Annotated in this window: 12 protein-coding genes; 4 read left to right on the plus strand and 8 right to left on the minus strand. The window is 71.2% G+C overall.

The features are described from left to right. Window positions 1-5: 5 nt before the first annotated feature. Both LPA42_RS07160 and LPA42_RS07165 read right to left on the minus strand, forming a co-directional pair. Window positions 6-1,508 carry an FAD-dependent monooxygenase gene (locus LPA42_RS07160; protein ID WP_077935162.1) on the minus strand — a complete coding sequence of 501 codons (1,503 nt, stop codon included), beginning with the start codon at window positions 1,506-1,508 and terminating at the stop codon, window positions 6-8. 122 nt (window positions 1,509-1,630) lie between these two features. Next, on the minus strand, window positions 1,631-2,251 hold the full coding sequence (locus LPA42_RS07165) for a TetR family transcriptional regulator (protein ID WP_077935161.1): 621 nt from the start codon (window positions 2,249-2,251) through the stop codon (window positions 1,631-1,633). Between the two features lie 197 nt (window positions 2,252-2,448). Here LPA42_RS07165 and LPA42_RS07170 point away from each other — a divergent pair, with 197 nt between their 5' ends. Next, a complete protein-coding gene (locus LPA42_RS07170; RefSeq protein WP_077935160.1) occupies window positions 2,449-2,622 on the plus strand; it encodes a putative ATP-grasp target RiPP in 174 nt (57 codons plus the stop codon). 69 nt (window positions 2,623-2,691) lie between these two features. Here the strand turns inward: LPA42_RS07170 and LPA42_RS07175 are convergent, their stop codons facing one another. The 4 genes from LPA42_RS07175 to glyA are packed head-to-tail and all read right to left on the minus strand — an operon-like array spanning window position 2,692 to window position 7,047. Next, window positions 2,692-3,150, minus strand: coding sequence for a hypothetical protein (locus LPA42_RS07175; RefSeq protein ID WP_043960794.1), 459 nt, complete (start codon window positions 3,148-3,150; stop codon window positions 2,692-2,694). A gap of 33 nt (window positions 3,151-3,183) precedes the next feature. Then, on the minus strand, window positions 3,184-4,434 hold the full coding sequence (locus LPA42_RS07180) for an MFS transporter (protein ID WP_077935159.1): 1,251 nt from the start codon (window positions 4,432-4,434) through the stop codon (window positions 3,184-3,186). A 32-nt stretch (window positions 4,435-4,466) separates the two neighbouring features. Further along, window positions 4,467-5,729, minus strand: coding sequence for an ATP-grasp domain-containing protein (locus LPA42_RS07185; protein WP_077935158.1), 1,263 nt, complete (start codon window positions 5,727-5,729; stop codon window positions 4,467-4,469). Window positions 5,730-5,748: 19 nt separating this feature from the next. Beyond that, complete coding sequence (gene glyA / locus LPA42_RS07190; RefSeq protein WP_077935157.1) at window positions 5,749-7,047, minus strand: serine hydroxymethyltransferase; 1,299 nt, start codon at window positions 7,045-7,047, stop codon at window positions 5,749-5,751. A 455-nt stretch (window positions 7,048-7,502) separates the two neighbouring features. Between glyA and LPA42_RS07195 the strand changes: the two genes are divergently transcribed. Beyond that, window positions 7,503-7,910 (plus strand): nitroreductase family deazaflavin-dependent oxidoreductase, encoded by a 408-nt coding sequence (locus tag LPA42_RS07195; protein ID WP_077935156.1) that lies wholly within the window; start codon window positions 7,503-7,505, stop codon window positions 7,908-7,910. Between the two features lie 27 nt (window positions 7,911-7,937). Here LPA42_RS07195 and LPA42_RS07200 read toward each other — a convergent pair whose 3' ends face one another. Together LPA42_RS07200 and LPA42_RS07205 are read right to left on the minus strand one after the other, a co-directional pair. After that, the gene (locus tag LPA42_RS07200; protein WP_077935155.1) at window positions 7,938-9,974 is read right to left on the minus strand and encodes an ABC transporter permease subunit; all 2,037 of its coding nucleotides are present in this window, start codon (window positions 9,972-9,974) and stop codon (window positions 7,938-7,940) included. After that, window positions 9,971-11,398 (minus strand): extracellular solute-binding protein, encoded by a 1,428-nt coding sequence (locus tag LPA42_RS07205; RefSeq protein ID WP_077935154.1) that lies wholly within the window; start codon window positions 11,396-11,398, stop codon window positions 9,971-9,973. Before LPA42_RS07205 ends, LPA42_RS07200 begins: the two co-directional genes overlap by 4 nt. 696 nt (window positions 11,399-12,094) lie before the next feature. Between LPA42_RS07205 and LPA42_RS07210 the strand changes: the two genes are divergently transcribed. Next, window positions 12,095-12,556, plus strand: a complete 462-nt coding sequence (locus LPA42_RS07210; protein WP_228986432.1) for a hypothetical protein — start codon at window positions 12,095-12,097, stop codon at window positions 12,554-12,556. Next, window positions 12,490-13,548 (plus strand): RICIN domain-containing protein, encoded by a 1,059-nt coding sequence (locus LPA42_RS07215; RefSeq protein ID WP_228986433.1) that lies wholly within the window; start codon window positions 12,490-12,492, stop codon window positions 13,546-13,548. The genes LPA42_RS07210 and LPA42_RS07215 overlap by 67 nt, the downstream gene beginning before the upstream one ends. Window positions 13,549-13,602: the final 54 nt, after the last annotated feature.

Genomic DNA, 13,602 nt, shown 5'->3' on the forward strand with positions numbered 1-13,602 from the left:
CGCCGTCACGCTGAGGGAGGGCCGAAGTGCCGGGTGAGCGAGGCGCGCAGCGTGTCGGCGTCGCCGGCGGACCAGGCGACGAAGCAGTCGGGGCGTACGAGCAGGGCGGTGGCGGTCGTGCCCTCCAGCGGGCCGGTGACCACGTCGACCCGGTCGCGCCACCCGGCGGCGGTCTCCGCGTAGGTCCCCGTGGAGTCCAGCAGCAGCGGCCGAGCGGTGCGGGTCAGCTCGGCGAGCCGCGTCGGCCCGTGGTCGCCGTGCACGACCACGTCGGGGGCGCTGCGGCCGGCCAACGGGTCGGCGGGGTCGGCGGGGTAGCGGACGTCCGCGCCGGACATCAACCCCGCGATGTGCCCAGTCACCTCCGGCAGGCGGAGCAGTTCGGCGAAGAGCTGCCGCAGGCCGGTGATCTCGTCGCCGGGGCCGATGAGCGCCGACTGCGCCTGGGTGGACATGACGACCCGTTCGGCGACGGGTCGGCGCTCGGTCTCGTAGGTGTCGAGCAGGCCCGGCGGTGCCCAGCCGCGCACCGTGGCGGCGAGCTTCCAACCCAGGTTGACGGCATCCTGCAGGCCCAGGTTGAGGCCGGGACCGCCGATGGCGGGGTGCACGTGCGCGGCGTCGCCGACCAGGAGCACCCGACCGGCGCGGTAGCTGGCGGCGATCCGGGTGTTGCGGCCGGTCAGCCGCCGGAGCAGACCGGGGCCGTCGGGAGCGCCGACGGGGAGGTCCGCGCCGAGCACCCGGGCGACGCTGGCGCGTAGCTCCGCCAGCTCCATCGGAGCGTCGTCGCTCGTCGGCGCGTCGGGCCACTCCGTCGTGGTCAGGAGCGCCGGGCGGCCGGGGAACGGGGCCCAGGCGACCAGGCCGCGCGGGGTACGGGTGTGCTGGAACGGCGGCACGACGCCGTACCCGGGGACCTGCAGGCCGCCGGTCGCGGGGTCGAGGAAGGACGCGGGGACGGTCACGGTGGCGGTACGGGAGACCGACCGGTCGTCGGTGACGCCGGGAAAGTCGATGCCGACGAGGCGGCGCACCGTGCTGCGGCCACCGTCGGCGCCCACGAGGAACCGGGCGGTGAGCTGCGTACCGTCGGCAAGGCAGACCTCGACCGCGTCGGGCCGTTGGTGGAGGTCGACGACCTCGTGGCCGCGGCGCAGGTCGACATCGAGCTCGGCGGCCCGGGCGACGAGGGCGGCCTCGAGCTGGGCCTGCGGTACGCCGAGCACGTAGTGCGGGTTGTCCGCGAGGACCGTGAGATCCAACGGGAACGCACCGAAGGTGAAGGCCGGCTGCGGGGACGGCGGGCTGCTCTCGCCGCTGAGCCGCGCGTAGAGGCCACGCCGGTCGAGCAGGCGGACGACCTGGCCGACGAGGCCGTTGGCGCGGGGCTCACCCCCGGGCGTGGGACGGCGCTCGAGGACGACGGGACGGACGCCGGCGAGGGCCAGTTCGCAGGCGAGCATGAGGCCGTTGGGGCCGGCCCCGGCGATGAGGACGTCGATCATGATCGTGGTCCCTTCAGGGTGTGCGTCATCGCCACGACGGGTGCGGCGCGCTGCCGGCCCGCCGCGCAGGTGTGACGCGACTGAGGCGTGGGTGGGACGGTGGCCCGGGCGGGGGCCGGGCTTCAGTGGGGCGGCGCCGGGAGGCCGGCGGCGACCTGGGCGAAGGCGTCGGTGATGAGGCGCTCGATCGGGGTGGGCGGGTCGCCGCCGTCGAGGTAGTGCTGCATGGCGACGCCGACGGCGGCGCTGGCGGCGGCCGCGACGAGCCTCGGATACATGTCGGTGGCGAGGTCGGTGCCGGTGCGCTCGGCGACCGCGGCGGCCAGCCCGGCCTCGGCGATCGCGGCGGCGCGCAGCCGCTCGCCCTGCAGCGCGGGCTCGGCGAGCATGGTCCGCACGCCGGCCACCCACTGGGCATGGGCGGGGGACGGCATCGCCTCGACCTCGGGGCCGGGCGTGAACTGTTCCAGTGCGGCCGCGGTGAGCGCCACCCAGAGCGGCTCGTCGGCGGGGCGTTCGCGCAGCGCCGCCGCGGTGCGCAGGCTGCGGTCGAGGTGGCGGCAGGCGATCGCCTCCGCCTTGCTGGAGAAGTAGTTGTTGAAGGTGCGCGGGGAAACGCCGGCAGCCTCGGCGATGTCCTCGACGCGGACGTTGTCGTAGCCGCGTTCGGCGGTGAGGTGGATCGCCGCCCAGCTGAGCGCCGCCCGCGTCTCGGCCTTCTTGCGCTCCCGCAGCCCCGTCATGCCGCCACACTAGCACTAGTTGCGTGAGACGCAAATATGCGTGCTCCGCAGGAATTCGTCGTCGGGGCGCTGGCCGCCAGCCAGGACTGGGGCCCAGACCAGGGAGAACCCCGGTCCGTACGCCGCGCCGGCGGCACACACTGCTAACCGTCCGGCTGAGCAGCCGGACGCTCCATCAGGGTGAAGAGGGGTACGACATGAGGCGCAAGACCGTGCGGATCGACACCATCCCGGCCGACGGCGTGGAACTGGCCGACGAGCAGCTCGCCCGGATGCTGGGTGGCCTGCCGAGGAGGGACGCCGGGGGTTCGTCGAAGACCATCGACGACATCCCCAGCGGGGGCCGGAACGACACCGACAGCGACTTCTGATCAGCCGCCGGCGCCGACCCGCCCTCCCCGGGCAGGCCGGCGCCGGCCGCTCCGGGCGGCGGGGAGGCGTCAGTCCGCGAAGAGGTCGCTGGCGGGGGCGTGGTGCGCGATCTCCCCGTCGAACACGTACCGGACGCTGATCTGCCAGCCGTCCGGGTGGTCCGGGGCCGACTGGTGCCCACCCGGGTGCACCCGGACGTCCTGCCCCGCCACCGAGACCTCGAAGGCCAGGTGATCGGCGCGGAGCCGGACCGCCTGGTAGCCGTACCGGCGGCGGATCGCGACCGCCGCCGCGGCAGCGGTCCAGACGGTCGCCGGCACGGTGACCCCGTCGCCGCCCAGGCAGCTGAGGTCGAACCGGCCCTGACCGGTGTGGACCATGCCGACCAGGACGTCCGCCCCGGCACCCCGGGTGGGCTGGCACAGGTTGCGGGCCAGGCCGGCCCAGTGCCGGGCCGGTACGTCTACCGCGTTGACGACGAGGTGGTCGGAGGTGCCGCTCTGGAGCTTCACGAAGCGGATGTTCATCGCGTTCTACCTGTCCGGGAGAGGCGGGCGTCTTCAGGAGGGGCGGGCGCCCTGCGGGATGGCCGGCGGCGCGACCACCGCCGCCTGGTCTGCGGCGCGACGGGCCCGGCGTTCGGTCCCGACCACGGTGGCCAGCGCGGCCACCGCCACCGCCAGGAGCACGGCGGGGAGCCCGTACCGGTCGGTGAGCGCCCCCACGGCGATCACGGTGACGGTCATCCCCGAGAACGCGACCCCGTAGAAGAGGACCATCACGGCGGGCAGGTCGCCCTGGTCGGTGCGGGCCAGCACGACGCCGAAGGAGACCAGGTACACGATCTCGAAGACCATCGTGTAGACGAAGTAGCTGGCGAAGGCCGGCGCCGTCCGGTGCGTGGCGAACGGCACCAGCATCAGTCCGGCGGTCAGCGCGAAGAGCAGTCGGACCGGCAGCCGCCAGCGCGCCGGCAGGCCGACCATCACCAGGACCATCCCGGCGACGATCCCGGAGACGCTCACCGCCTCCAGCCAGGCCGCGCCACTGGCCGGCGTGCCGAGCCAGGTCAGGGGGAGCCAGACCCGGGCGATCTGGTTGACCCCCTGGAAGAGCACCACGGTCGCGACCAGGTAGCTGAACGCCCGGGTCAGCTCCGTGTCCCGCCGCAGCACCCCCAGCGAGCGACGCCACACCCCGGACGCCACGCCGGCTCCGCTGCCCGGGGCGGGCGCGGGCGGCAGGGCCCGGCAGCAGGCCGCCGAGACCGCGAAGCCCACCGAGGCGAGCGCGGCCACGACGACGACCGGCACCCGGCCGATCACCATCCCGCCGACCAGGCCCCCGGCCGTCGACCCCAGGAAGTACGCGCTGTTCAGCAGGGTGTTGCCCCGCTCCACCAGTTCGTCCGGGAGGTATGTCTTGATGGCCACCCCCCGGGCGGACTTCGTCGTCATCTCCAGGAAGCCCCGGGCGACGAGGAGCAGGAAGACCGGGAGGAAGGCGGCCCCGAAGACGACCCCGATGCCGAGCGACACCACCACCGAGACCAGGTCGAGCCGCACCATGAGGGTCCGGGTCGGCAGCCGGTCACAGAGGCGGGTGGCGATCGGCATCAGCACGATCAGCGGCAGGAACTGCGCGGCGAAGACCAGCCCGGCGGCGAGGGCCTCCCCGCTGCGCTGGTAGTACGCCACCGAGAGCGCGACGAGCAGCAGGCCGGTCCCGATCGTGCTGACGAACATGCTGCTCCACAGCGCGACGAACGGCCGGGACCGGGCCAGCGTGCGGAGGCTGTCGCGGGTTTCCATCGTGCCGCCTTCCCTCACTCGGGCGTGCCCGGTCACCGGATCAGCGGTACGCCGACGCTCTTCTCGAAGAGGCCCAGCAGGTTGTCCGCCTCCCGGCTCGCCTCGGCCAGGTCCGCGCCCCGCACCTGGTAGCGCGCCAGGATCTCCAGCTCGGCGACCTGCGCCCCGGGCGTCAACCGGTACGGGTCGAAGGCGATGACCCGGTCGTCGTACTGGTCGAGCCACTCCAGCGGGATCTCGTCGGCGAGCCGGCCCGCCCGCAACGGCATCAGCTTCCGGGTCGTCACGCACGAGGTCGCCACCGGCAGCGGCTCCTCGACCGGCTGGCCCAGGTGGATCCGGAGCAGGCTGTCGTGGATGTTCACCCCGGTCACGTGCTGGTAGAGGCTGGGCATCACCCCGCCCATCAGCCGGGGGTTCGCCTCGACCAGGACCGGCCCGTCGGCGGTGACCATCAGCTCGATGTGGAAGATCCCCAGGTCAAGGCCGAGGGCCCGGCAGACCTCCTCGGCGTACGCGAAACACCGGTCGGCGGTCGCGGGCGTGACGTCCGCGGGCATGAACGCGCCCATCTCCACGCACTCATTGGTGATCGCCCGGGGGCGGCCGGAGAGCATGAACCGGTAGAAGCGCCCGTTCCCGGCCCCCAGCTCGGCGGAGACGAGGTCCCCGATCAGGTACTGCTCGACCAGCACGCCCCGGGTGAACTGGTCGTGCATCAGCCGGGGGAGCCGCTCGACCTCGTCGAGCACCCGGCGGGCCGCGTCCGCCACCTCGGCGGGCGTGTCGGCGCGGAACGCGAGGATGCTGTCGGCGCCGCTCGGCGGCTTCACGATGACCGGCAGGCCGATCGCCTCGGCCGCCTCGACGGCCTCGGAGACGGTGGACGAGACCGCGTAGCGGGCGGAGGCGAGCCCGGCGGCCGCGAGCCGCTCCCGGGTGCGTCCCTTGTGCCGCGCGGTGACCACGGCGTCGGTGTCGGTGAACGGCAGGCCGAGTTCCCGGGCCATCAGCGCGGTGGCCTCCACGCAGAACTCGTTCTGCGTGATGACCGCGTCGACCGGCTCCTCGGCCAGCACGGCACGGACCGTCGCGGTGAGCGCCGCGACGTCGCTCGCCATCTCGATCCGGCGGCTGCGGTGCACGGCCGCCAGGACGGCTGCGGTCTCGGCGTTGTCCGGGTACATCCGGTAGTCGGTCGAGGTGATCAACGTGACCCGGTGCCCGGCGGACAGGGCCCGCCGCATGGCGTCGATGCCCGGCACGTTCGAGTCGACGAAGAGAATGTGTGCCATCGGTCCACTCTCCGGTGGGTCAGTGCTGGTGGATGGGGAACCGGCCGGCCAACTCCTCGACCTGGGCCCGGACCTCGGTCTCGATCTTGGCGATGTGCTCGGGCTGGTTGACCAGGCCGTCGAGGACGTCGGCGACGAGCCCGGCGAGGACGCGCAGCTCCGCGTCGCGCAGCCCCCGGGTGGTCACCGCCGAGGTGCCGAAGCGCAGCCCGGAGGTGACCGACGGCTTGTGCGGGTCACCGGGGACGAGGTTCTTGTTGCAGGGGATGCCGGCGTTCTCCAGGCTGCGTTCGGCGACGTTGCCGGTGAGGCCGTGCCGGCGCAGGTCCACCATGACGATCGGCGTGTCCGTGCCGCCGGTGACGATGTCGTAGCCACGGTCGGCGAGGACCGCGCCGAGCCGGCGGGCGTTGGCGAGCACCGCCTCGGCGTACTCCCGGAAGTCCGGTCGGAGGGCCTCGCCGAAGGCGACCGCCTTCGCGGCGATGAACTCGGGCAGCGGGCCGCCCTGCACGCCCGGGAAGATCGCCGAGTCCAGTCGCCGGCCCAGGTCGGGGTCGTCGGTGAGGATCAGGCCGCCCCGGGGCCCGCGCAGGTTCTTGTTGGTCGTGCTGGTCACCACGTGCGTGTGGGGGAAGGGGGAGGGGTGCACCCCCGCCGCCACCAGGCCCGCGAAGTGGGCGATGTCCGCCAGCAGGTACGCCCCGATCTCGTCGCAGACGGCCCGGATCCGGGCGAAGTCGACGGCCCTCGGGTACGACGAGCCGCCGACGACCACCAGCTTCGGGCGGTGCTCCCGGGCGAGTGCGGTGAGCTGGTCGTAGTCGATCAGGCCGCTCTGCGGGTCGATGCCGTAGCTGACCACGTGGAAATACCGGCCGGAGAAGTTCGAGCGCAGGCCGTGGCTGAGGTGGCCGCCCGCATCCAGCGACATGCTGAGGACGGTGTCGCCCGGCTGGAGCAGGGCGAAGAAAACCGCCTGGTTGGCCTGGGTGCCGGAATGTGGCTGGACATTCGCGTACCGGCATTTGAACAGTTCTTTCGCCCGGTCCCGGGCGAGGTTCTCGATGACGTCGAGATTGTCCATTCCGGCATGGAACCGCTTGCCCGGGTAGCCCTCGATGGTGGTGAAGGAAACGATCGATCGAAATGCTTCCCGAGTGGCCATGCTGGCGTAGTTCTTGGGGGCGAGCAGCTCCAGTTGGCGCTGCTGGCGGCCCTCCTCCCGGCTGATCGCCTCCTGCACGCCGGGGTCGGACCCGCCGAGCCCGGCATTGAAGAATGCGTCGACCGGCTCGGTGAACGCGCGCATGGGCATCGCCCCTCCAGCGAGGATGAGAATGCGTTGAAGCGGATCGGTTGACCGGGTTCCGCGAGAATTCAGGGGCGTCTCTCCCTGTGACGGGGGTAATTCAAACAGTAGCGATGGTCGATGTCAACACTGCTCATACTCTTCTCTTCCTGTTCACGGAAAGGCCACATGGGTCGATGTCTAACGATTGTTAAGTCGCGCCCGGTCGGCCGGCGTCCAGGATGGACGGTGGTGAGCTGCCGCTTCCTCCGCGGTGGTGCTCGTCGAACCGGGACGGCTGACGGCAGTTACCGGATTAATGTGAATCCGTGATTGCGGGACGGCGCACTGCCGGTTCCGGGGTGGCCGTGGTCGGCTGAGCAGGATCTGAGCCCCGCCCCGCACCGGTTGCGCGGTCGTGCCCGGCCGGAGCTGGCAGGATGGTGCGCAGGAGACCGGGGCGGGCGGGGCGAGGAGTGGTCATGAGCGACTGGAACGAGAAGGTCATCGCCGAGTTCCGCGCCAACGGTGGACGGGTGGGCGGCCAGTTCGCCGGTGCGCCGCTGCTGCTGTTGCACACCGTCGGCGCCAGGAGCGGCCAGGCCCGCGTGAATCCGATGATGTACCAGGAGGTGGACGGCGGCTACGCCGTGTTCGCGTCCAAGGCCGGCGCGCCCACGAATCCCGACTGGTACCACAACGTGCTCGCCCATCCCCGGGTGCGGGCCGAGATCGGCACGGAGACGGTCGAGCTGGTCGCCAGGGTCGCCGCCGGGGAGGAGCGGGAGCGGATCTGGAGCGCGCAGAAGGCCGCGTATCCGGGCTTCGCCGACTACGAGCGGAAGACCGACCGCCGGATCCCGGTCGTCGTCCTGGAGCCCGCGCCGTAGCCGGTGGCGGTGTGCTGACATGCCGGGTCAGCCCTTCACCGCGCCCGCCGTGAGCCCCTCGGTGAGGAAGCGCTGCCCGAAGGCGTACATGATCACCACGGGGATGCTGACGAGCAGCGACGCCGCCGCGAGCTGCCCCTGCGGGACCACGTCCCCGGTGATCATCGACTGCATGCCGACGGGGAGGGTCTTGTACTCGTCCTTCGTGATGAACACGAAGGCGAAGAGGAACTCGTTCCACGCGTTGGTCAGGGTGAACAGCGCGACCGCCAGCAGCCCTGGTTTAGCCAGGGGCAGCACCACCCGGCCGAACGCCTGGAGGCGGGTGCAGCCGTCGACCAGCGCGGCCTCCTCCAACTCGACGGGGATCGACGCGAAGTATCCGGTCAGCAGCCAGGTGGCGAACGGAAGCGTGAACGTCGGGTACGTCACCACCAGGGACCACAACGAGTCGGTGAGCCGCGCCCCGATGAGCAGCTGGTAGAGCGGGATGAACAGCAGCGCGCCCGGCATGACGTAGGTGATCAGCACCGTGACGGTGAAGCCCTGCGCCCCGCGGAACCGCAGCCGGGCCAGCGCGTAGCCGGCGAGGGCGGCGCAGACCAGCGCCACCACGGTGGACGCCACGGACACCAGAACCGTGTTGAGATACCAGCGGCCGAAGGGCTTGGTGGCGAAGAGGTCGGTGAACTGCTGCAGTGTCCACGGGGTCGGCCACAGGTCGTGGACGCGCATGACGATCTGCCCCTCGGACTTGAAGGCCGTGACGGCGATCCAGTACAGCGGGGCCAGGACGAAGACCAGCAACAGGGCCAGGGCGGCACCGGACGCCAGCCCCGACACCAGCGACGACGACCGGCGGCTTCCCCGTGCGCCGAGCGCCGAGACCACCCGGCCGACCGCCGCCGCGACCAGTAGGAGCACGCCGAGGAGCAGCGCCGCCTTCCAGGCGATGTGTGGCGACGCCCAGACCAGCAGGCCGGCGACCACCGCGGTGACCGCCCACGGCAGGGCCTTCCGCGCGGTACGGGCCGTCGACGCGCTACGGGCCTTCCGCGCCGCGCGGGCCCGGCGGGGCGGCTCCGTGCCGGCGTCCCGGCGCAACAGCCGGACCAGCACGTACACCAGGCCGCCGATGACCGGCAGCATCACGAGCGTGACCGCCGCCCCCGCGCCGTACTGCAGTTGCAGGATCGCCTTCGAGTACGCGACCAGCACGTACGGTGCCGTCGCGTTTCCGGGGCCGCCCTGCGTCAGCAACCAGATGAGGTCGAAGTTGTTGAACGTCCAGATCGACGACAGGGTCACCGTCACGGTGATCACGTGGCGCAGCCCGGGCAGCGTCACGTGGGCGAACCGCTGCCACGGCGAGGCACCGTCGACGGTCGCCGCCTCGTAGAGGTCCGCCGGGATGGCCTTCAACCCCGCGAGGAACGCGACGGTGAAGAACGGCACGCCCTTCCACACGTTGACTCCGATCACCGACGGCATGGCCAGCGACGCCTCGGACAGCCAGCCCGCCGGCCAGGCTTCGACCAGGTGCGCCCTGGCCAGCAGCGGCCCGATCCCCGAGTCGGTGAGCAGGATGTTGACGCTGCCGAAGATCGGGTCGAGCAGCGCGCGCCAACTGAACGCGGTGACCACCGTCGGCACCACCCACGGCAGCAGGAGCAGCCCGGCCAGCACGGCCCGACCACGGCGCAGCTGGTGCAGCAGCAGGGCGGCCGACAGCCCCAGCACCACCTTGAACACCTCGGCGTAGGCGGTGAAGACGAACGAGTTCACCACGCCCGTGCGGAACTGCTCGTCGTCGGCCAGGGCGGCGTAATTGGCCAGGCCGACGAACACGCTGTGCTGCCCATGCCGTTCCGTGGTGCTGGTGACGATGGACCAGGCGATCGGCACGAGCACGAGGCCGCCGACCAGCACGGCCGTGGGCGCCAGGAACAGCGCCGCGAGCCGCCAGTCGCGGCCCAGCCGTCGCTGGGTGGCGGTGAGGGAGCCGGACCCCGGCGGCGGGGGCGCTGCCGCCGCCGGGGCCGATGCCGACCGGGTGGACGTCACTGCGGCAGCCCCTGCTGGGTGAAGATCTGCACCATCTTGGCGTGGGCGGCCTGCACGGCCTGCGCCGGCGGCGTGCCCTGGATGACCTGCTGCATCATGTCGGTGAGGACGTAGGCCCCGACGGCGGCCTGCTGGCCCGCGCTGGCCTTCTGCGGGAAGTCCAGACCGTTTTTCGTGGACAGCGGCAGCGCCTGCTGGGTGATCTTGCGCATGACAGGGAACGCCGGGTCGCCGCTAGTGAAGAACGGGTCGGCGTCCCAGACCTTGTCCCAGGCGGGCAGCGCCAGGCCGGGTGCCTCCTTCGCCACCCCGAGCAGCGCGGGCGCGGTGATCAGGTACTGCGCCAGGAGCTTGGCGAGTGCGGCGTTCTTGGCGCCCTTGAAGACGACGAAGCTCTGGGACTGGCCGAGCAGCAGGGACGTGTCGGTGGCCGGCCCGGTGCAGTCGGCGAAGACGTGGGTGTTGGCGTAGACGGGGTTCTTCTTCGTCTTCGAGTCCGCGTAGACGCTGAACTGGTTGCGGGTGTAGCCGAGGATCCCGGCGAGCCAGTTCTCGTTGTTGCTGGAGTCGGTCCAGGCGGCCACGCCCGGCGGCAGCATCGGCTTGAACCGGGGGTTGGTGTAGATGTCGGCGAGGAAGGTCACCGCCTGCACCGTCTCGGGCGAGTCGAACGTGACCTTCCTGCCGTCGTTGGAGGCGATCGCCCCGCCGTACGAGTTGATCAACGCCTCGATCATGCCGTTGGCGTCGCCGGACCGGTTCACGGTCATGCCCCAGCCGAACCTGCGCTTGCCCGGATCGGAGATCGCCAGGCACACGTCCCGCAGCTCCTCCCAGGTGTAGACGTCCTTGGGGGAGATGCCCTTGTCCTGCATCCAGTCCTTGCGCAGGAACGACCCGATCCCGATGAAGTGGTAGGGGATGGCGAACCATCTGCCGTCGAAGACGCAGTAGTTCTTGGACTCGGCGGTGGGTTCGCCGTACTTCGCCGTCAGCGCCTGGACGACGTCCGTCACGTCCTCCAGGTCGCCCAGCGCCTGGAACTGTGCGACGAACCGCGAGTCGGTCATGAACGCGAGGTCACGTGCCACGCCGCCCTCGACCTCGGCGTGGATCTTGGCGACCGCGTCACCGGCGTCGGCCTGCACCAGGCTGTTGCCGATCTTCGTGCCGGTGGCGTCGGCGAAGTTCTTGATCGAGCTGTCGAGCGCCGCGTTCGCCGCCTCCGAGTACAGCTTCTGCGACAGCATCCCCATCGAGGAGCCCCGCAGCGCTGCCGCAGCGTCGATCAGTTCCTTCGGGACCTCGGCCTGCACGCGGGGCGCCGACGAGGTGTCCCCGCACGCGGCCAGGCCGGCCGCGCCGAGCAGTCCCACCCCCATGCCCAGAAAGCCGCGTCGGGTGCGTAACGGGTAGTCCTCCATGGCCTGTCGCCTCCTCTGCCTCGCCGCTGCACGCCGGAGGCGGCCGAGAGGCGTGCTGCCCTCTCTGGGCGCAGGCGACCCGCACCCGAGGGTGCTTGCCCGGTCGGGTGGTCGCAGCCGGTCTCTGGCGCGCAGTCATCGGAAAAGTTGCCCCGGTGCGCGGTGGCCCTCCCCCGACCTGTTCCGGGACACGCGCCGCTGGCCCGACACGTCGGCTGGCCGGCGGTGCGCTCACTTTACACATTTCGGAAAGTCGCGCCTAGGGGTCAAGCGATTTCCGGAAACCCGGAATTGCATCTTTGAAGATCAATGTCAAGGGTCGCCGACGCGGTCGCGGTCGGCGGGTGAAGCAATTGAGAATGATCACTTTTTGTGTCGGCGGCAGCGGGGCCTGCGCTGCGGCGGCGCGGGCCGGTCGCCCCGCGCGAGGCGGGCCTTCGTGCTCGTCGGTGGCGGTGGCGGGAGCCGGGTCGAGCGAGGAGTCTCGATGCCTTGACACCCCGGATGAGATCGCTAACACTGGGCTGCAACGTGGAGTTAACAGCCAGAAAACATGCTGCCTGCAGCGTTCCGGGAGGCGTCGTGACCGTGGTTCCACGGCGAGTGGCACGCGTGGCCGGCCCATTCTCGACCAGGATCACGCCGCCCGGTGGATATGCATCGGCTCCATCGCGGAGCGGCCGGTCGGCACGTCGGTTGCTGATCGCGCTGGTGACCGCGCTGGCAGCGATGGTCGGCGGCGTCGCCGTCATGTCGACACCGGCCGTTGCCGCCACCAGTCAGTTCCGGGGCATGAACTGGGCCGTGCTGGGTGACAACTTCAGCACCGGCCCCCTCGTCGTTCAGGGCCTGAGTTCGTCCGACAGCAATGCGACGGTACGGGCCAAGGCGAACGCCCTCTACGACGACATGGCCGCCACCATGGGGGTCAACACCATCCGGCTGCCCATCAACACCCACACGGTGGGAACGGCGTGGTGGGAGGCCTACCGAGGCGCCATCGACGCCGCCGCCGCCCGCGGCTTCAAAGTCATCCTTGCCTACTGGGAGGACGGCGCCGCCTCCGGCGGCAGGATCACGAACCTCACCGCGTGGAACGCGATGTGGTCCACCGTGACCAACGCGGCTCGAACCCCAACGTCTACTTCGAGCCGATGAACGAGCCGCACGGCTACAGTTCGACGGAGTGGCGCAACGTCGCCGCCAACTGGCTCAGCTACCACTACTCGGCGGTGCCCGGCCGCGTGCTCATCGGCGGCACCGGCTTCAGCCAGGACCTGCGGGACATCTGCAACGACAGCCGCTTCAACGCGACGCTGCTGTCGTTCCACTACTACGCCTTCTTCTACGGCGAGATGACCTACGACGCCTTCCGGAGCCACATCCAGGCGCGGCTCGGCAACTGCGCCTCCCGGGCGGTCGCCACCGAGTTCGGCGCGCCCATGAACGACGGCCGCAACTACGCCGACGCCAACAGCACCGACAACTTCGTCCGCTACATCCGCGCCATGGCGCAGGTCATGCGCGACAACCAGATGGGCGGCACCTACTGGCCCGCCCTCGGCGGCAAGCCCGGCAGCATCGGCTACGACTGGTACTCGATGTACTCGCTCGGCGGCAGCGGCACCGACCTCAACCTCACCGTCCGCAACCCCTCCGGCGCCGACCGGGTCCGCTACGGGTGGGGCGACACCATCGGCAGCGAACCCACGACGCCTCCGCCGGCCACGGGGACGTACTACCGGGTCACCGTGCGCCACAGCGGCAAGGCCATGGACGTCCAGCAGCCGAACACCGACAACGGCGCGCGCGTCGGCCAGTACACGTACGGCGGCAACGCGTGGCAGCAGTGGCAGTTCCAGGACGCCGGTGGCGGCTACTGGCGCATCGTCAGCCGGCACAGCGGGAAGTGCCTCGACGTGGTGGGCGCATCCACCGCCGACGGTGCCGAGCTGATCCAGTACACCTGCGGCAGCGGCACGAACCAGCAGTTCCAGATGGTCGCCAACGGCAGCTACTTCCAGCTCCGGGCGCGGCACAGCGGCAGGTGCGTGGACGTGCCCGCCGCGTCGACCGCGGACGGCGTGATCCTCAAGCAGTACGCGTGCAACACCGGCACCAACCAGCAGTGGTCGCGTACGGCCGTCTGACGACCGACCGGCCGGTCGTGTCCGTCGGCGGCGCGGAAGTGATGGCTCGGCGCA

Source organism: Micromonospora sp. DH13, from assembly GCF_020873825.1.
GTDB lineage: Bacteria > Actinomycetota > Actinomycetes > Mycobacteriales > Micromonosporaceae > Micromonospora > Micromonospora haikouensis.

Bases quoted from the DNA above. Each gene is read 5' to 3' on its own strand.
- LPA42_RS07160 (WP_077935162.1), bottom strand. From the start codon at position 1,508: ATGATCGACGTCCTCATCGCCGGGGCCGGCCCCAACGGCCTCATGCTC.
- LPA42_RS07165 (WP_077935161.1), bottom strand. From the start codon at position 2,251: ATGACGGGGCTGCGGGAGCGCAAGAAGGCCGAGACGCGGGCGGCGCTC.
- LPA42_RS07170 (WP_077935160.1), top strand. From the start codon at position 2,449: ATGAGGCGCAAGACCGTGCGGATCGACACCATCCCGGCCGACGGCGTG.
- LPA42_RS07175 (WP_043960794.1), bottom strand. From the start codon at position 3,150: ATGAACATCCGCTTCGTGAAGCTCCAGAGCGGCACCTCCGACCACCTC.
- LPA42_RS07180 (WP_077935159.1), bottom strand. From the start codon at position 4,434: ATGGAAACCCGCGACAGCCTCCGCACGCTGGCCCGGTCCCGGCCGTTC.
- LPA42_RS07185 (WP_077935158.1), bottom strand. From the start codon at position 5,729: ATGGCACACATTCTCTTCGTCGACTCGAACGTGCCGGGCATCGACGCC.
- glyA (WP_077935157.1), bottom strand. From the start codon at position 7,047: ATGCCCATGCGCGCGTTCACCGAGCCGGTCGACGCATTCTTCAATGCC.
- LPA42_RS07195 (WP_077935156.1), top strand. From the start codon at position 7,503: ATGAGCGACTGGAACGAGAAGGTCATCGCCGAGTTCCGCGCCAACGGT.
- LPA42_RS07205 (WP_077935154.1), bottom strand. From the start codon at position 11,398: ATGGAGGACTACCCGTTACGCACCCGACGCGGCTTTCTGGGCATGGGG.